Origin of the sequence: Pseudomonas moorei (assembly GCF_008801475.1) — a bacterium.
Classification (GTDB): Bacteria; Pseudomonadota; Gammaproteobacteria; order Pseudomonadales; family Pseudomonadaceae; genus Aquipseudomonas; species Aquipseudomonas moorei.
Genome location: NZ_VZPP01000021.1, coordinates 1 through 17,726, shown reverse-complemented (window position 1 = coordinate 17,726; position 17,726 = coordinate 1). Strand labels below are relative to the sequence as shown.

The 17,726-nt window shown below is 60.8% G+C and carries 15 protein-coding genes and 1 pseudogene; 13 read left to right on the top strand and 3 right to left on the bottom strand.

Annotated elements, in window-relative coordinates:
- Window positions 1–21: 21 nt before the first annotated feature.
- From F7R06_RS28325 to edd, 3 genes are all read right to left on the bottom strand, one after another.
- The gene (locus F7R06_RS28325) at window positions 22–753 is read right to left on the bottom strand and encodes a response regulator (protein WP_090324737.1); all 732 of its coding nucleotides are present in this window, start codon (window positions 751–753) and stop codon (window positions 22–24) included.
- A gap of 175 nt (window positions 754–928) precedes the next feature.
- Entirely contained in the window at window positions 929–1,879 is a 951-nt protein-coding gene (locus tag F7R06_RS28315; RefSeq protein WP_090324738.1) for a glucokinase, read from the bottom strand.
- Entirely contained in the window at window positions 1,876–3,702 is a 1,827-nt protein-coding gene (gene edd / locus F7R06_RS28310; RefSeq protein WP_047532465.1) for a phosphogluconate dehydratase, read from the bottom strand. Before edd ends, F7R06_RS28315 begins: the two co-directional genes overlap by 4 nt.
- A 220-nt stretch (window positions 3,703–3,922) precedes the next feature.
- Here edd and gap point away from each other — a divergent pair, with 220 nt between their 5' ends.
- From gap to F7R06_RS28250, 13 genes and pseudogenes are all read left to right on the top strand, one after another.
- Window positions 3,923–4,924 carry a type I glyceraldehyde-3-phosphate dehydrogenase gene (gene gap / locus F7R06_RS28305; RefSeq protein ID WP_090324740.1) on the top strand — a complete coding sequence of 334 codons (1,002 nt, stop codon included), beginning with the start codon at window positions 3,923–3,925 and terminating at the stop codon, window positions 4,922–4,924.
- Window positions 4,925–5,169: 245 nt separating this feature from the next.
- Window positions 5,170–5,634, top strand: a complete 465-nt coding sequence (locus F7R06_RS28300; protein WP_090324741.1) for a methylglyoxal synthase — start codon at window positions 5,170–5,172, stop codon at window positions 5,632–5,634.
- A gap of 77 nt (window positions 5,635–5,711) precedes the next feature.
- Entirely contained in the window at window positions 5,712–6,233 is a 522-nt protein-coding gene (locus F7R06_RS28295) for an RNA polymerase sigma factor (RefSeq protein WP_090324743.1), read from the top strand.
- Window positions 6,234–6,331: 98 nt separating this feature from the next.
- Window positions 6,332–7,297, top strand: coding sequence for a FecR family protein (locus F7R06_RS28290; protein ID WP_090324745.1), 966 nt, complete (start codon window positions 6,332–6,334; stop codon window positions 7,295–7,297).
- 122 nt (window positions 7,298–7,419) lie between these two features.
- A complete protein-coding gene (locus tag F7R06_RS28285; protein WP_090324746.1) occupies window positions 7,420–10,008 on the top strand; it encodes a TonB-dependent receptor in 2,589 nt (862 codons plus the stop codon).
- A gap of 114 nt (window positions 10,009–10,122) precedes the next feature.
- Window positions 10,123–10,731, top strand: a complete 609-nt coding sequence (locus F7R06_RS28280; RefSeq protein ID WP_090324748.1) for a biliverdin-producing heme oxygenase — start codon at window positions 10,123–10,125, stop codon at window positions 10,729–10,731.
- 161 nt (window positions 10,732–10,892) lie between these two features.
- Window positions 10,893–11,282, top strand: a complete 390-nt coding sequence (locus F7R06_RS28275; protein WP_090324749.1) for a YbaN family protein — start codon at window positions 10,893–10,895, stop codon at window positions 11,280–11,282.
- 201 nt (window positions 11,283–11,483) lie between these two features.
- Window positions 11,484–12,764 (top strand): annotated as a pseudogene (locus tag F7R06_RS31620) (methyl-accepting chemotaxis protein); the annotation flags it as partial.
- A 102-nt stretch (window positions 12,765–12,866) separates the two neighbouring features.
- Complete coding sequence (locus F7R06_RS31615; protein ID WP_425530746.1) at window positions 12,867–13,622, top strand: methyl-accepting chemotaxis protein; 756 nt, start codon at window positions 12,867–12,869, stop codon at window positions 13,620–13,622.
- A gap of 97 nt (window positions 13,623–13,719) precedes the next feature.
- Window positions 13,720–15,069, top strand: a complete 1,350-nt coding sequence (locus F7R06_RS28265; protein ID WP_090324752.1) for a CoA transferase — start codon at window positions 13,720–13,722, stop codon at window positions 15,067–15,069.
- A gap of 132 nt (window positions 15,070–15,201) precedes the next feature.
- A complete protein-coding gene (locus tag F7R06_RS28260) occupies window positions 15,202–16,710 on the top strand; it encodes a sigma-54-dependent transcriptional regulator (RefSeq protein WP_090324754.1) in 1,509 nt (502 codons plus the stop codon).
- A 377-nt stretch (window positions 16,711–17,087) separates the two neighbouring features.
- Window positions 17,088–17,471: a glycine cleavage system protein GcvH gene (gcvH, locus tag F7R06_RS28255; RefSeq protein WP_090324755.1), complete on the top strand. Its 384-nt coding sequence runs from the start codon at window positions 17,088–17,090 to the stop codon at window positions 17,469–17,471.
- A gap of 11 nt (window positions 17,472–17,482) precedes the next feature.
- A partial coding sequence (locus F7R06_RS28250) for a hypothetical protein (RefSeq protein WP_151149715.1) occupies window positions 17,483–17,726 on the top strand: 244 nt, incomplete at its 3' end.

Sequence of the window (17,726 nt, the reverse complement as noted above, 5' to 3'; positions counted from 1 at the left end):
GCCGCGAGCGTGCGAAAAAACTCAGTGACCATTGCTGGCAACCACATTGGCTGCCAGTTGGTAGCCACTGCCGCGCACGGTACGGATCAGGCGCGGCGGTTTTTCGGTATCGCGCAGGCGTTGGCGCAGACGACTGACCGCCATGTCGACGATGCGATCGAGCGGCATCAACTCACGCCCACGGGTGGCGTTGCCAATGGTGTCGCGGTCGAGGATTTCCTGCGGGTGATCGAGGAACAGTTTCAGCAAGGCAAAATCGGCGCCCGAGAGAATCACTTCTTCGCCATCGATGTGAAACAACCGATGGCTGACCATGTCCAGGCGCCAGTCATCGAAGGCCAGCACTTCACTGCCGGAGCGCTCCTGACCGAACTGCGCACGACGCAACAAGGCCTTGATCCGCGCCTGCAATTCACGGGGGCTGAAGGGTTTGCCAAGGTAGTCGTCCGCCCCCAGTTCCAGGCCGATGACACGGTCGGCCTCGTCGGAGCTGGCGGTAAGCATGATGATGGGCACCTGGGCCCGGCGCGGGTGCTGGCGAATCCAGCGGCACAGACTGAAACCGTCTTCATCGGGCAGCATCACGTCAAGGATCACCAGATCGCTCGGCGCCTCGTTCAACGCCTGACGAAAACCGGCGCCGTCGGGCGTGGTACGGACCTGGAAACCGGCGCGGGTCAGGTAGGTGTCCAGCAACTCGCGTATCTCTTGATCGTCATCGACCAACAATATCGACTTGTTGACTGAGCTCACGGGGCGGCGTCCTTGTTGTTTGAATTGGGCGGATTATGCCTGATGACCTTCGAATATTTGTTGCCTGTTCTGGCCCTATCGCGGGCAAGCCCGCTCCCACAGGGTTATGTACACATTCTGAAAATGCCGGTGATCCTGTGGGAGCTGGCTTGCCAGCGATGAAGGCGAAGCGGTCTCAAGCCTGGTCGAGCGCCACTCCCGCCCCCACCAACCCGGAATACGGTGCCGTCACCAGCCACACCGGAATTCCCTTGAAATAATCGCTCATGCAGCCCTTGTCGGCAAAGCACCGGGCGAAACCGCTTTGGAGAAAGAAATCGGCGAAGCGCGGAATCACCCCGCCAACGATGTACACACCACCGCGTGCGCCCGTGGTCAGCACGTTGTTGCCGGCCACGCGACCGAGCCAGCAGCAGAACTGCTCGAGCACTTCCAGGGCAATCGGATCACCCGCCAACCCGGCAGCGGTGATCGCCTCCGGGGTATCGAGTACCGGCTCATGACCGTCCACCGCGCAAATCGCCCGATACACCCGTGGCAAACCACCACCGCTCAATGCCGTTTCGGCGCTGACGTGGCCAATCTCGTTATAAATGTGTTGCCACAGTTGGGTTTCCCGCGGGCTGCTCAGGGGCAAATCGACATGGCCACCCTCTCCCGGCAATGCCGCGAAACGGCCTTCACCCAGATCCAGCAACGTGCCGACGCCCAGACCGGTGCCAGGGCCAATCACCACGGCCGGTCGCAGGGGTTCCGGCGTCCCTTCACAGACCACGCGGAATTCGCCTGGCTGCAAACGGGTCATGCCCAGGGCCATGGCCGAGAAGTCGTTGACCAGTAACAGCTGATCCACCTGCAAGGTCTGACAGAACCCCTTGCGGCTCAGGCGCCAGTGATTGTTGGTGAACTTGAATTCATCGCCGCTCACGGGCCCCGCGACCGACAGGCACACCGAACCAATGGCCCCCGGCGCCAGACCGAGCCCGCTCAGATAGAGGCTGATCGCCTCTTCGGGGCTGGCGTGGTCTGCCGTCGCCAGCACCTGGACCGATTCCAGTTGCTGGTTTTTCCACAACGCGAAACGTGCGTTGGTCCCACCGATGTCACCGACCAAAGCCAGTTTCAATTAAGCGTCTCCAGGGCAGAAGTAAAGGCGCTGGCGCCCTGCTCCGCCGAGCTGAAGGCCATGCGCATGAAACCAAACAGTTCGCGACCGGTGCCGATGTTGTTGCCCAACAGGCCCTTGGCCGGCGTGCGCGCTGCGAATTCTTCGGCGTCCACCTTGAGCTCCAGGGTGCCTTTGACGCCATCGACGCGGATGATATCGCCCTCTTGCACCCGCGCCAAAGCGCCGCCCACGTAAGCTTCGGGGCTGACGTGAATGGCCGCCGGAATTTTCCCCGACGCGCCGGACATGCGCCCGTCGGTCACCAGCGCGACCTTGAAGCCGCGATCCTGCAACACGCCAAGGAACGGCGTCATCTTGTGCAGTTCCGGCATGCCGTTGGAGCGTGGGCCCTGGAAGCGCATCACGGCAACGAAATCCTTCTCCAGCAAACCGGCCTTGAACGCGTCGGCCAGGTCTTGCTGATCCTGGAACACCATGGCCGGTGCTTCGACGATCTGGTTTTCCAAAGCCACGGCGGAAACCTTCATCACGCCACGACCGAGGTTGCCTTCCATCACCCGCAGGCCGCCTTCTGGCGAGAACGCGCGAGCCACCGGACGCAGGATGCTTTCGTCGAGGCTTTCGGTAATGCCTTCGCGCCACACCAGCTCGCCGTTATCGAGGAACGGCTCCTGGGTATAACGGCTCAGGCCGTGGCCCAGCACGGTGTTGACGTTTTCGTGGAGCAACCCGGCTTCCAGCAGTTCGCGGATCAGGAACGACATGCCGCCCGCTGCCTGGAAGTGGTTGATGTCGGCTTTACCGTTCGGGTAGACGTGGCTCAGGGTCGGCACTACCTCGGAGAGGTCGGCCATGTCCTGCCAGGTCAACTGAATGCCTGCCGCCATGGCGATGGCCGGCATGTGCAAGGTGTGGTTGGTCGAGCCGCCGGTGGCGTGCAGGGCGACGATGGAATTGACCAGCGAACGCTCGTCGACGATTTCGCCGATTGGCAGGTAGTTGCCGTTCTGTTTGGTGATGCGCGTCACTTGATGCGCCGCTTCGCGGGTCAGGGCATCGCGCAACGGCGTGTTCGGGTTGACGAAGGAAGCGCCCGGCAAGTGCAGGCCCATGACCTCCATCAGCAACTGGTTGGTGTTGGCAGTGCCGTAGAAGGTGCAGGTGCCGGGGCTGTGGTAGGAGTTCATTTCCGATTCCAGCAGCTCTTCGCGACTGGCCTTGCCTTCGGCGTAGCGCTGGCGCACATCGGCTTTCTGCTTGTTGGAAATGCCCGACACCATCGGCCCGCCCGGGACGAAAATCATCGGCAGATGACCGAAACGCAATGCGCCCATCATCAAGCCCGGCACAATCTTGTCGCAGATGCCGAGCATCAGCGCGCCATCGAACATGTTGTGGGATAACGCCACCGCGGCAGACATCGCGATCACTTCGCGACTCGGCAGGCTCAGTTCCATGCCCGGCTCGCCCTGGGTCACGCCATCGCACATGGCCGGGGTACCACCGGCGAACTGACCGACGGAGCCGATCTCGCGCAGGGCTTTTTTGATCAGCTCCGGGAAGACTTCGTACGGTTGGTGCGCCGAAAGCATGTCGTTATATGACGAAACAATTGCAATGTTGGCGGAGTTCATCATCCGCAAACTGTTCTTGTCGTCGCTGCCGCAGCCGGCCACGCCGTGGGCGAAGTTGGCGCATTGCAGCTTGCCACGCATCGGACCGTCACTGGCCGCACCGCGAATCAGTGCAAGGTAAGCCTCACGCGTGGCGCGGCTGCGGGCGATAAGCCGTTCGGTGACCTCAAGGACGCGGGGATGCATGTGTAGAACTCCAGGCTAACGGATGTGGCGACCTGATTGTCTATGCTGAACAAGAGCCGTTGTTGATGGGATGACAGACGGTTTTCTTGATCAATCGGACCAGTTGATTCAGGTCACTCGTTGTAGATTGAACAAAATATTGCCACTAAAAAGGCTTGTTTTCTATTTTTTTGCGAATAATCTTGTAATTCCAACAACAAAACGACGGCGGCGCTGACAAATGACTCTTCGAATCGCGATCAATGGTTTTGGCCGTATCGGCCGTAATGTCCTGCGCGCACTCTATACCCAAGGCTATCGCCAGGATTTGCAGATCGTCGCCATCAATGACCTGGGCGACAGCGCGATCAACGCGCACTTGCTCAAGTACGACACCGTTCATGGCACGTTCGAAGCCGATGTCCAGCATGATCAGGAAAGCCTGACCGTCAACGGCGACCGCATTTCGGTCAGCGCCATCCGCAACCCGGCCGACCTGCCATGGGCGGCGGAAAGGATTGATGTGGTGTTTGAATGCACCGGTCTGTTCACCGACCGCGCCAAGGCTGCCGCGCATATTACGGCCGGCGCGCGCAAAGTGATTATTTCGGCGCCGGCCAAAGGTGCCGATGCCACGGTGGTTTACGGGGTCAACCACGACATCCTGCGCCAGTCGCACCAGATTATTTCCAACGCTTCGTGCACCACCAACTGCCTGGCCCCGGTGGCCCAGGTACTGCACCGCGAACTGGGTATCGAAAGCGGTCTGATGACCACGATCCACGCTTATACCAACGACCAGAACCTGACCGACGTCTACCACACCGATCCGTACCGCGCCCGCTCGGCCACCCAGAACATGATTCCGAGCAAGACCGGTGCCGCTGAAGCGGTGGGCCTGGTGCTGCCGGAACTGGCGGGCAAACTGACCGGCATGGCCGTGCGTGTACCGGTGATCAACGTTTCCCTGGTCGACCTGACCGTGCAACTCAAGCGCGAAGCGTCGGCCGATGAAGTCAACGCGCTGCTCAAGGAAGCCAGTCAGCACTCGAAGATCCTCGGCTACAACACCCTGCCGCTGGTCTCGAGCGACTTCAACCACAACCCGCTGTCGTCGATCTTCGACGCCAACCACACCAAGGTCAGCGGCAAGCTGCTCAAGGTGCTGGCCTGGTACGACAACGAATGGGGCTTCTCCAACCGCATGCTCGATAACTGCCTGGCGCTGTGCAACGCTGAATAAGCAGCGCGCCCCCCTGCCCGCGATGGTAGTGAACGATAACGCGGGGAATCTGATGCTCCGCGGTGTTCTCAAGTTCATCGCGAGCAGGCTCGCTCCTACAAGGTGCCCCCCTGCCTGTAGGAGCGAGCCTGCTCGCGATAGTCGTGAACGATAACGCGGGGAATCTGATACTCCGCGGTGTTCTTTGGTTCATCGCGAGCAAGCTCGCTCCTACAAGGTGCATTTCATTTCTGGAGCAACAACCGATGATTGGCATCAGCTTTACGCAAAAGACCCTGGCGGCGCGCAAGCGTATCGCCCTGGTCGCCCACGACCACTGCAAGGTGTTTTTGCTGGACTGGGCCGAGCGGCAGAAAGACAAACTCGCGCAACACGAACTGGTTGCCACCGGCACCACGGGATTGTTGTTGCAACAACGCCTCGACCTGCCGGTGGAGAGCATGATCAGCGGCCCGCTGGGCGGCGACCAGCAGCTCGGCGCGCGCATCGCCGAACAGCGGGTCGACATGCTGGTGTTCTTCTGGGACCCGTTCGAACCCCAGCCGCACGACCCGGATATCAAGGCGCTGCTGCGGGTCGCGGCGGTCTGGAACATCCCGGTGGCGTGCAACGAATGCAGCGCCGACTATTTGCTCAGCAGCCCACTGATGGATCAGGCGCATGCGCACCGAATTCCGGATTACGCGTCTTACCTGCTGGGTCGTGCATAACCCTTCGAAAATCAATGCTTGACCATTATAGCGGATGATAAGCATTATCATCCGCTTGAAATGGATCAGGTTCTCCCGTGAGTCAATCGCGCTTCAACGATGTCTTCATTACCCAGCGAACCTCTCTGCTGCGCACGCTGGAGCGGATGGTCAACAACCACAGCACCGCCGAAGACCTGCTGCAGGAGACCTACCTGCGCGTGACCCGTGCGCTCAGCGAGCGGGCCATCGATCACCTTGAACCCTTCGTTTTCCAGACCGCCCGCAACCTGGCGCTGGATCATCTGCGTGCGCGGCGAATCCACTCGCGAACCATGGTCGAAGACGTGCCGCCGGAGGTGGTGCAAAGCGTCGCCGCCCCCGCGAGCAATGCCGAGGACGCCGTCCATGCCGAACAATTGCTTGAGCGCTTGAACGTACGCCTCAGTCAACTCAGCCCTCGTCAGCAGCAGATTTTCATCCTCAGTCGCCTGCACGGTCACAGCTATCTGGAAATCGCCGAGAAGCTCGGTGTATCCCTGAGCACCGTGCAAAAAGAGCTGAAGCTGATCATGACGATTTGTATCGGAGTCGCAGAGAACAGCCACTCCAAGCCATAAGCGGCAAGCCAACGACGAACGACGAACGACGAACGACTTGCAGCTTGCAGCCTGTCGCTTGAAACTGCTTTTCAACACGCCCCTGCCGAGGAAACACCGTGACGGACACCCACCGCCTCCCTTCGCCCTCCCCGGCGCAGGACAGTGCAGATGCGATGGACCAGGCCCTCGACTGGCTGATCGTGCTGGACGACCCAAGCGAAGAACAGACCCGTCAGTTCCACCAATGGCTCGCGGCCGATCCGGCGCATGCCGATGCGTTCGCCAAGGCCCAGGCTATCTGGAACGGCCAGCCCGTCACCCAGTGTGCGCAAAGCCTGGCCACGCCCCTGGCGAAAGTCACCGTCATCTCGCGCCTGCGCCCCCACTGCAAAGCCCTGGCGACCGCTGCCGTGCTGATCCTCGGCCTGTTCAGTTTCAGCAATTTGCCGATGCGCCTGCAGGCCGATCACCTGACTGTGGTCGGTGAACGTCAGCGCCTGCAACTGGAGGACGGCTCGAAAGTCCTGCTCAACACCAACTCTGCGTTTTCCAGCACCATCAACGATCAACAACGCGTGGCACGGCTGTATCAGGGCGAAGCCTATTTCGAGGTGCAACCTCATGAAGGCCAACCGCTGGAAATCGACGCCGGCCTGGTCACGGCGAGCGTCAGGGATACGGCATTTGCCGTGCGTTATCTGGATGGCGTGACTCAGGTGCGAGTACAACGCGGAGACGTCGATCTGCGCGCCACTCGCGACGACGAACGCGTTCGCTTGAGCGCCGGAGAAAGCATTCGCATCGGCCCCAACGGTTTCGACCGACCGGCCAGGCTGAATGCCGCCACCGACCTGGCGTGGGTTCAGGGCCGACTGGTGTTCGAAAACTGCCCCCTGAGCCAGGTGCTGGCGGAACTTCGTCGCTACTATCCGGGCTGGATCATCAACAACAACGAGCAACTGGCCAATGTTTCGGTGACGGGTAATTACCGCCTCGATCAGCCGCTGGACGCAGTCCGCTCACTGGCTCACATCACCTCCGCCAAACTCCGGGAGTTCCCGGCGCTGGTGATCCTGAATTAAATGAGAATTATTTTTACTCGATAGTCATTTCCCGTACGTCTCGTTATAGCCAATGCAATTGATTCGCATCTACACATGCCAATCAGCACCTATAAAGATTCGTGCGACACGGAGCGCTATCGATGTCCTCTCGCCTTACCCGCCAGTCCTCTTCACCTTCTCGCGTGCTGTCGCTGCTGACCGCCGCCATCCTGATGGCCGGCACTGCACCGCTCATGGCCGCCACTGCCGAACAGCCGAGCCGCAACATGGGCGACTATTCGTTCGCCATTGCGCCACAGTCGCTGGTGTCGGCGCTCAATGCGTTTACCGCTGTTACAGGCTGGCAGGTTGGCTTGTCGGCACAGCTGGCCGAAGGTGTGGCATCGCCGGGTGTACGCGGCTCGCTGCCGCCAGAAAAAGCCCTGGAGCGTCTGTTGGTGGGGACCGACTTGAGCTATCGCAAACTGGGCAACAACAACATCGTGCTGGAAAAGCGTAACAACAACAGCACCCTCAACCTGCAACAGGTGACCATCAGCGCCACCCGCCAGGAGCAGGACGTGAACAGCGTGCCCAGCACCGTCACCGTTCATACACGCGAAGAGCTGGATCGCAACAACGTCAACACCATCAAGGAACTGGTGCGCTACGAACCGGGAGTTGCCGTGGGCGGTACAGGCACCCGCGGCGGGATCAGTGGCTACAACATCCGGGGCATCGACGGTGACCGGATCCTGACCCAGGTCGATGGCGTCGAAGTACCGGACGGCTTCTTCAACGGCCCTTACGCCAAGACCCAGCGCAACTACGTCGACCCGGAAATCGTCAAGCGTGTCGAAATCCTCCGCGGTCCGGCCTCGGTGCTCTATGGCAGTAACGCCATCGGCGGTGCCGTCAGCTACTTCACGCTCGACCCCGACGACATCATCAAGCCCGGCCAGGATGTCGGTGCACGGCTGAAGACCGGTTACAGCTCCGCCGACGACAGCTGGCTCAAATCCGCCACCGTGGCGGGCCGCGCCGATCAGTTCGATGGCTTGCTGCATTACAGCCAGCGCGATGGCCACGAAACCGAATCCTATGGCAGCAACAACGGCACAGGGCTGGCGCGTACCGCCGCCAACCCGGAAGACGTGCGTGCCAGCAACGTGCTGGCGAAAGTCGGCTGGAACTACAAAGAGGATGCGCGCCTGGGCCTTGTCTACGAAAAGTACAAGGACGACCGCGACACCGACCAGAAAAGCGCTTATGGCGGCCCGTTCTTCGGTGGCCAACCGACCATTCCCAACAGCATCTTGCCGGGCGGCATGTACCAGTGGCGCACCGGTAACGACACCATCACCCGCGAACGATTCGGCCTGGAACACAGCTTCGCCCTCGACAGCCTGCTGGTGGACAACGTCAAGTGGAGCCTGAATCACCAGATCGCCAAGACCGATCAGAGCACCGAGGAGTTCTACTATCCGATGTCACGCAAAGTGCTGCGGACCCGAGACACGGTCTACGAAGAAAAGCAGTGGGTCTTCGATGCACAACTGGATAAATCATTCAGCATTGCCGACACCGAACACCTGCTGACCTACGGCACCACTATCAAGCAACAGAAAGTCACCGGATCACGCAGCGGCAACGGCACCTGCCTCGCCGTCTTCGGTAGCTGCCGGGTGGTTGGCGCCACCAGTGCAGCGGACGTGCTGAAAAAATCCAGCGACTTCCCGGATCCGACCATCAACACCTACAGCCTGTTCGCCCAGGACCAGATCAGCTGGAACCGGTGGACCTTCCTGCCGGGCCTGCGCTACGACTACACCGAACTCAAGCCGCACATTACCCAGGAATTCCTCAACACCGTGGCGGCCGATGGTCGCGGAACCGTCAGCGACCAGAACAAGACCTGGCACAAAGTGTCGCCCAAGTTCGGCCTGACCTACGCCCTGACCGACGAGTACACCTGGTACGGCCAGTACGCCGAAGGATTCCGCACCCCGACCGCGAAGGCGCTGTACGGGCGTTTCGATAACACCGTTACCGGTTACCGCGTAGAGCCAAATCCGAATCTGGAACCGGAAAAGAGCAAAAGCTACGAGACCGGCCTGCGCGGCAACTTTGAGCAAGGCGCCTTCGATGTGGCGGTGTTCTATAACAAGTACCGCGATTTCATCAACGAAGATGCCGTCACGCCGGGTTATGACGAACCGACCTTCCAGAGTGCCAACATCAAGCACGCCACCATCAAAGGCGCGGAAGTCAAAGGTCGCCTGAACCTCGATGCCTTTGGTGCGCCGCAAGGCCTCTACACCCAGGGTTCCGTGGCTTATGCCTACGGGCGCAACGATGACACCGGCGAGCCGCTCAACAGCGTCAGTCCGCTGACGGGTGTGTTCGGAGTCGGTTACGACCAGGACAACTACGGCGGCTTGTTGAGCTGGACGCTGGTGAAAAAGAAAAATCGTGTCGACGACAGCAACTTCAAGTCGCCGGACGGCGTCAGCAGTCAATTCAAGACCCCGGGCTTCGGCGTGCTGGACCTGAGTGGTTTCTACAAGGTAACCGACGATGTCACCGTCAGCGCCGGCGTCTACAACCTGACCGACAAGAAGTACTGGTTGTGGAATGACGTGCGCGGTTACGACAGCGTCGGCGAAGCCTCGGTGACGCAACCGGCCAACCTTGATCGCCTGACTCAACCGGGTCGCAACTTCGCGGTCAATCTGATCTGGGATATCTGATCCGGCCCTTCTCGCGACGCAGCTTCATTCAGGCTGCGCCGTGAGGAATTTTTACTGTCGTGCACCTGCCCATACGTCTCGTTACCAGGCTCTACTTTTTCTCAAGGACTTCTCATGACCACTCAGGAAACGGCTCAACGCCCGGCCTTGCGCTCGCAACGCCTGAACCAGATCACCCACGAACCTCACTCCAGACTCGATGCGCTGGTCAAAGCCCATGCACCGTTCGAAACCCAGGCCAACTTCGCCCGTTTCGTGGTGGCGCAATACCTGTTCCAGTCGGAGCTGGCGTCGCTGTACAACGATGCCAGACTGACCGCCGTCGTCCCGGACCTGCCAGCTCGCTGCCGGGCCGAAGCCGCAAAAGCCGACCTGGCGGACCTGGACACCGAAGTGCCGGCAGCGGTTTCTGGCGCCTTGTTCAACCCGAGTAAAGCCCAGGCCCTGGGCTGGCTCTTCGTGTCCGAAGGCTCAAAACTCGGCGCGGCCTTCCTGATCAAGCGTGCCATTGGCCTGGGCTTGAGCGAAACCTTCGGCGCCCGCCACCTTGGCGAACCGGCCGGTGGTCGCGCAGAAGGCTGGAAAAGCTTCGTTAAAACCCTCGATGGACTCCAGCTCAGTGCTCAGGAAGAAGCCGAACTGGATAAAGGCGCCATCGAAGCATTCAACCGCTTTACCCTGTTGCTGGAACAGGCTTATGCCGTGACGGCTGAACCGGTCTGAAATAACTCGATCCCCCGTGGGAGCGAGCCTGCTCGCGATGACGGACAGGTATTCAAACGGGATGTTGCCTGTAAGACTGCTATCGCGGGCAAGCCCGCTTCCACAGGGACCGAGTAAACCTGAAAGATTCCGATCCGCCTCACGAGCGCCCCTCTGAGAAAATGCCTTCCTCATCAAAACTCACTCGTCTGCTCTTCGGCCTGCTGGCCTACGTCAGCCTGGGTATCGGCCTGATCGCCATTGTCATACCCGGCCTGCCAACCACCGAGTTCATCCTGCTGGCTGCCTGGGCGGCGACCAGAAGCTCGCCACGCCTGAGTGCCTGGCTGGAAAACCATCGGCTGTTCGGCCCCATCCTCAGTAACTGGCGCAATGGCAAAATCATTGCGCGCCGGGCCAAGGTCAGCGCCACCGTCAGCATGCTGCTGTGCGCCACGTTGATGCTGGTGATGCTCGATCATGGCTGGCCAATCTACCTGGCGATTGCGGGCATGGGGCTGGGTAATCTGTGGATCTGGTCGCGCCCCGAATCACTTGCGCAACCTTCCTGAATCAGGCCGCGACTTTCCCCGTTTTTAACCTTATTTTCGGCACATTTTCCTGCGCAAACGTTCAACAACTACCGTTCGTCGGCATAGCTCTCATGCAATGCCCCACCCTCGCCGATGTGGATTGAATGCGCTGAATGGATTTGGCGAATCGAGTCGGCCCCGGACTCATAGTCACCCCTCATCCATTCGCGAGTTCGCCCTATGTTCGACTCACTGTCCATCCGCCTGAAAATTGTCTTGCTCTCCGGTCTGTGCCTGCTTGGCGTGGTCGCGCTGATCGAGGGCATGAACGTCTACCAGACCGATCAGAACAATGAGCTGGTCAGTTCCTCCAGCAGCAAGATGCTCACCAGCAGCGTGCAGGATCTGCTGCAGGCCAAGGCTGCCGAACAAGCGGTGCGGGTTCAGAAGACATTTGGCGAGACCCTCACGGTGGTGACGGCGCTGGCCGATCAGATCAAGGACATGCGCACCCTGGCAGCCAAGCGCTCCCTGGAGGCCGGCGCCCTGCGTGAAGAACTGAACCAGAGCCTGAAAACCGCGTTCGAACGCAACGGCAAAGTGCTGGGTATCTGGCTGGCGTTCGAACCCAATGGCCTGGATGGCAAGGACAGCGAGTTCGCCAATGACGCCGCTCGCCAGTCCAACGAAGCCGGGCGTTTTGCCACCTACTGGAGTCGTGCGGGGGGGCAATCGCTCAATACGATCATGGTCGAAGAGGACATGACCAAGACCACTCTGAACCTCAGCGGCACCCCGTATAACGTCTGGTACACCTGCCCTCGCGACAGCAAGCGCACCTGCCTGCTCGACCCTTACGCCGATACCGTCGGTGGCAAGGAAGTGTTGATGACCACCATTTCCGTACCGCTGCTGGTGGATGGCAAGTCCATTGGCGTAGTGGGTGTCGACATCGCCCTCGACGCCCTGCAGGCAGCGGCTGTCGACTCCCAGCGCGACCTGTTCAATAGCGCCGGGCATATGCTGATCGTCTCCGGCACCGGGGTGATGGCTGCCTACAGCGTTGACGCCGGCAAAGTCGGCAAAAGCATCGGCGACACCCTGGGTGCCGACGGCAAGGACATCCTGCAACTGCTGGGTGGCGGCGCACCGAAAATTCTCCAACAGGGCGATCTGATCCGCGCGGTGTACCCGGTCAGTCCAATTCCTGACGCCAAGGCCTGGGGCGTGGTGATCGACCTGCCGAAACAAGTGCTGTTGGCCGATTCGGTGAAGCTGCAAGCAGTACTCGATGACGCCCAACAAAGCGGCACGATCAAAGCGGTGGGCATCGCGATCATTGCCGGCCTGATCGGCTTGCTGTTGATCTGGCTGACTGCTTCGGGCGTCACCCGTCCGATCAACAGCGTGGCCGAGATGCTCAAGGCGATTGCCAGCGGCGACGGCGACCTCACCCAACGCCTGCACTACAGCAAGAAGGATGAGCTGGGCGAACTGGTCAGCTGGTTCAACCGCTTTCTCGACAAGCTGCAACCGACCATCGCACAGATCAAGCAGAGCATCACTGATGCTCGCGGCACCGCCGATCAGTCTGCGGAAATCGCCCGCCAGACCAGTGAAGGCATGCTGGTGCAGTTCCGTGAAGTCGACCAGGTCGCCACCGCATCCAACGAAATGAGCGCCACGGCCCACGACGTTGCCAACAGCGCATCGAATGCGGCAAATGCGGCCAAGGGCGCCGACCAATCCGCCCGCGATGGCATGCAGATCATCGAGCGCAGTACCCGCGACATCAATCAACTGGCCGAGGAAGTCAGCAAGGCCGTGACTGAAGTGGAAGCCCTGGCAGTCAACAGCGAGCAGATCGGATCGGTACTGGAAGTGATCCGCAGCATCGCCGAACAAACCAACCTGCTGGCGCTCAATGCGGCGATTGAAGCCGCCCGTGCCGGCGAAAGTGGTCGCGGCTTTGCCGTGGTCGCCGACGAAGTGCGCAACCTGGCCAAACGCACCCAGGACTCGGTGGAGGAAATTCGCCTGGTGATCGAACGCATCCAGAGCGGCACACGCGGCGTGGTCGCCACCATGCACTCAAGCCAGACTCAGGCCCACAGCAATGCCGGCCAGATCCAGCAGGCCGTCCAGGCCCTGAGCAAGATCAGCGATGCGGTCACTGTGATCAGCGACATGAACCTGCAGATCGCCAGCGCCGCCGAACAGCAAAGCGCCGTGGCCGAAGAGGTCAATCGCAACGTCTCGGCAATCCGCACCGTCACCGAAACCTTGACCGGGCAGGCCAACGAATCGGCGCAGATCAGCAGCCAGCTCAACAACCTGACCACCCACCAGATGAAACTGATGGATCAGTTCCGCGTATAGAACCCTTGTGGGAGCGAGCTCACTCGCTCCCACAGGATTTAATTCGACCGACCATCTATTTGTTCTATGCTCGGGCTCTCGCTCCGGAGGGCCTTCGATGACTGATCTACTCACGTCCATTCAAGCCGCACTCGGCTTGCCCCACACCCCGATTTCGTTCACCGCCAGTGGCGCCCTGCCCTCGGCATTTGCCGTTACCGACCTGGCGTGCGCCAGCATCGCCGCCGCCGGCCAGGCCGTCAGTGAGTTGCTGCATCAGCAAACCGGTCGCCTGCCCGAGATTGAAGTCGATCGTCGATTAGCCTCATTCTGGTTCTCGTCCTCGATCCGCCCGGTGGGCTGGAGCGTGCCGCCGCTGTGGGACCCGATCGCCGGTGACTACGCCACCCGCGATGGCTGGATTCGCCTGCACACCAATGCGCCCCATCACCGCGCGGCTGCCGAATCGGTACTCGGTGCCTGTGCCGACCGGGCAGCGATGGCGAGCAAAGTCGCACTATGGGCCAAGAGTGACCTGGAGCAGGCCGTGGTCGATGCCGGTGGATGTGCCGCCGAGATGCGCAGTTGGCCGCAATGGCAGACTCACCCGCAGGGACTGGCGGTGAACGCTGAACCGCTGATCGATTTCGCCCGCCAGCAAAGCCGGAACGCCAAGACCTGGCAAGGTTCGGTCGCGCAACCCTTGGCCGGGATCAAAGTGCTGGATTTGACCCGTGTGCTCGCCGGCCCTGTCGCCAGCCGTTTTCTCGCGGGCCTCGGCGCCGACGTCTTGCGCATCGACCCGCCCACCTGGAACGAGCCCGGCGTGGTGCCGGAAATGACCCTGGGCAAACGCTGCGCGCGCCTGGACCTGCATGACAAGGCCGATCGCAGCGTGTTCGAACACTTGCTCAAGGACACCGACATTCTGCTCCACGGCTACCGGGCCGATGCCTTGGAACGCCTGGGCTACGGCGTCGCCGAACGGCAAAGGCTGGCCCCCGGACTGATCGATGTCTGCCTGAACGCCTATGGCTGGAGCGGCCCCTGGCAAAACCGTCGGGGCTTCGACAGCCTGGTGCAGATGAGCAGCGGAATTGCCGAGGCCGGCATGCACTGGAAGCACGCGGACAAGCCGACACCTTTGCCACTGCAAGCCCTGGATCACGCTACCGGCTACCTGATGGCGGCCAGTGCGATCAAGCTGTTGGCTGAACGCTTGAGCAACGGCCGTGGTGGATCGGCGCGGCTGTCACTGGCGCGCACGGCGAAGTTGCTGATCGACAATGGACCCGGGACCGAAGCGTTATTGCGCGCAGAGGACGAAGGCGATCAGGGGCTTGTGCTCGAGCAGACCACCTGGGGGCCGGCGCATCGGCTGCGGGTTCCATTGAAGATCACCGGTACCCCTCTGCAGTGGACGATCGCGGCCTCTGAATTGGGTTCCCACCGCGCGCAGTGGTGGTGACGGTCAGATAGCCTTCACGAGCAGGCTCGCACAAGGTTTGTCATTACCCATAAATTGTGCGCGGGATTTCACCATTGGCCCGCGCCAAGGCATACTTGCCCCCCTTCGCCGTCCAGAATTCATTGCCGCCCCATGCGTATCCACGTCAGCTTCATCGACCGCGTCGGTATCACCCAGGAAGTCCTGGCCTTGCTCGGCGGGCGCAATCTCAACCTGGATGCGGTGGAGATGGTTCCGCCCAACGTTTACATCGACGCCCCGACCCTGAGCCCGGAAGTCCTTGAAGAGCTGCGTGATGCGCTGTTCAGCGTGCGCGGGGTGCAAGCGGTGACGGTGGTCGACATCCTGCCCGGCCAGCGTCGGCACTTGCAGCTCGACGCGTTGCTTGCGGCCATGACCGACCCGGTGCTGGCGCTGGACAGTGGCGGCAAGGTGCTGTTGGCCAACCCGGCCCTGATTGCCCTGTACGGTCGTGAACCGGCCGGTGAAAGCGTCGCCGACCTGTTTGCTGATCCGGCCCTGCTCGACGCCCTGCTCGAACACGGCTTCCGGTTGCCGCTGCGGGAAATTACCGTCAACGGGCAGACGTTACTGCTGGACGCCACTCCCATCACTGACGCTGGCGCGCTGCTGACCCTGTATCAACCGAACCGCATCGGCGAACGCCTGTCGGCGCTGCACCACGATCACGCCGAAGGTTTCGATGCGCTGCTGGGTGAGTCGCCAGTGATCCGCACGCTCAAGGTGCGCGCGCAACGCGTGGCGGCCCTTGATGCGCCGCTGCTGATCCAGGGCGAAACCGGCACCGGCAAGGAGTTGGTGGCCCGGGCTTGCCATGCCATCAGTGCGAGACACAACGCTCCGTTTCTGGCATTGAACTGCGCCGCATTGCCGGAGAACCTCGCCGAAAGCGAGCTGTTCGGCTATGCCCCCGGCGCCTTCACCGGTGCCCAGCGGGGCGGCAAACCGGGACTGATGGAACTGGCGAACCAGGGCACGGTGTTTCTCGACGAGATCGGTGAAATGTCACCGTACTTGCAAGCCAAGTTGCTGCGTTTCCTCAACGATGGCAGTTTCCGCCGTGTCGGCGGTGATCGCGAGGTGAAGGTCAACGTGCGGATCCTCAGCGCGACTCACCGCGATCTGGAGAAGATGGTCAGTGAAGGCTTGTTCCGCGAAGACCTGTTCTATCGCCTCAACGTGCTCAACGTCGAAGTCCCGCCCCTGCGCGAGCGCGGCCAGGACATTCTGCTGCTGGCCCGCTACTTCATGCAGCAGGCGTGCGCGCAGATCCAGCGGCCGGTCTGTCGTCTCGCGCCAGGCACTTATCCGGCACTGCTGGGCAATCGCTGGCCGGGTAACGTCCGCCAGCTGCAAAACGTGATCTTCCGCGCCGCCGCCATTTGCGAAAGCAGTCTGGTGGACATCGGCGACCTCGACATCGCCGGCACCTCGGTGGCGCGCCAGAGCGACCATGACGTCGACAGCCTGGAACAAGCCATGGAAGCGTTCGAAAAGGATCTGTTGGAAAAACTCTACGTCAGCTATCCCTCGACCCGCCAACTGGCTACCCGCCTGCAAACCTCCCACACCGCGATCGCCCACCGTTTGCGCAAGTACGGTATTCCCAACAAGGCCTGACGCCGCCAACGCCTGAATCACCGCAGATCCCTGTGGGAGCAAGCTCGCTCTCACGGGCTTCGTGTCCAGCAAAAAATCACTCTAAAAGCGACCTTCATCTGTACTGAAAGCGCTACAGCGGAACGATATCGCTACACCCCTTCCCGACCAGCGCTGCGCAAGGCTTTGATCCCCTTAAGCTTTTTTCTTTACGCACTGCTGTAGCGATTTCGCTACAGCCAGCCGTGACCGCGCCTTTCTAAAAACTCATAAACCATTGATTAATAACGTAAATTTAACATTGGCCGCGTTCTTGCTTATTAACCCTGCATAAATCAGGGCATTGCCCAAGCATTCAATCGCGTCCACCAGACGAGTCTGGCCCCTTAGGAGTTTCCATGAGCGAGTTGCGTTTTACTGAAGATCACGAATGGCTGCGTACCGAAGCTGACGGCACGGTCACAGTCGGCATCACCGCTTTCGCGCAGAACGCATTGGGCGACGTGGTTTTCGTACAACTGCCTGAGCTGCAGTCTTACGAAAAAGGCGCTGAAGCCGCCACCGTAGAATCGGTAAAAGCTGCCAGCGGCGTGTACATGCCACTGGACGGTGAAGTGCTGGAAGTGAACCCGGCACTGGACAGCAGCCCTGAGCTGGTCAACGAAGATCCACTGGGCGAAGGCTGGTTCTTCCGCTTCCAGCCAACTGACGCCTCGGCTGTCGCCAAACTGCTGGATCAGGACGCCTACGACCGTCTGATCAAAGCCAACGCCGAAGCCTGAGGAGCGCTGAAATGACCCAAGTGAATCTGACCACTGCCAACGAATTCATCGCCCGCCACATCGGCCCGCGCGCCGGCGACGAGCAAGCCATGCTCAACAGCCTCGGCTTCGATTCCCTCGAAGCCCTGAGCGCCAGCGTGATTCCCGACAGCATCAAGGGCACCAGCGTGCTGGGCCTGGAAGATGGCCTGAGCGAAGCCGATGCATTGGCGATGATCAAATCCATCGCCGCCAAGAACCAGCTGTTCAAGACCT

Bases quoted from the DNA above. Each gene is read 5' to 3' on its own strand.
- F7R06_RS28275 (WP_090324749.1), top strand. From the start codon at position 10,893: ATGCCTTCCTCATCAAAACTCACTCGTCTGCTCTTCGGCCTGCTGGCC.
- gcvH (WP_090324755.1), top strand. From the start codon at position 17,088: ATGAGCGAGTTGCGTTTTACTGAAGATCACGAATGGCTGCGTACCGAA.
- F7R06_RS28300 (WP_090324741.1), top strand. From the start codon at position 5,170: ATGATTGGCATCAGCTTTACGCAAAAGACCCTGGCGGCGCGCAAGCGT.
- F7R06_RS28265 (WP_090324752.1), top strand. From the start codon at position 13,720: ATGACTGATCTACTCACGTCCATTCAAGCCGCACTCGGCTTGCCCCAC.
- F7R06_RS28280 (WP_090324748.1), top strand. From the start codon at position 10,123: ATGACCACTCAGGAAACGGCTCAACGCCCGGCCTTGCGCTCGCAACGC.
- F7R06_RS28260 (WP_090324754.1), top strand. From the start codon at position 15,202: ATGCGTATCCACGTCAGCTTCATCGACCGCGTCGGTATCACCCAGGAA.
- gap (WP_090324740.1), top strand. From the start codon at position 3,923: ATGACTCTTCGAATCGCGATCAATGGTTTTGGCCGTATCGGCCGTAAT.
- F7R06_RS28285 (WP_090324746.1), top strand. From the start codon at position 7,420: ATGTCCTCTCGCCTTACCCGCCAGTCCTCTTCACCTTCTCGCGTGCTG.
- edd (WP_047532465.1), bottom strand. From the start codon at position 3,702: ATGCATCCCCGCGTCCTTGAGGTCACCGAACGGCTTATCGCCCGCAGC.
- F7R06_RS31615 (WP_425530746.1), top strand. From the start codon at position 12,867: ATGCTGGTGCAGTTCCGTGAAGTCGACCAGGTCGCCACCGCATCCAAC.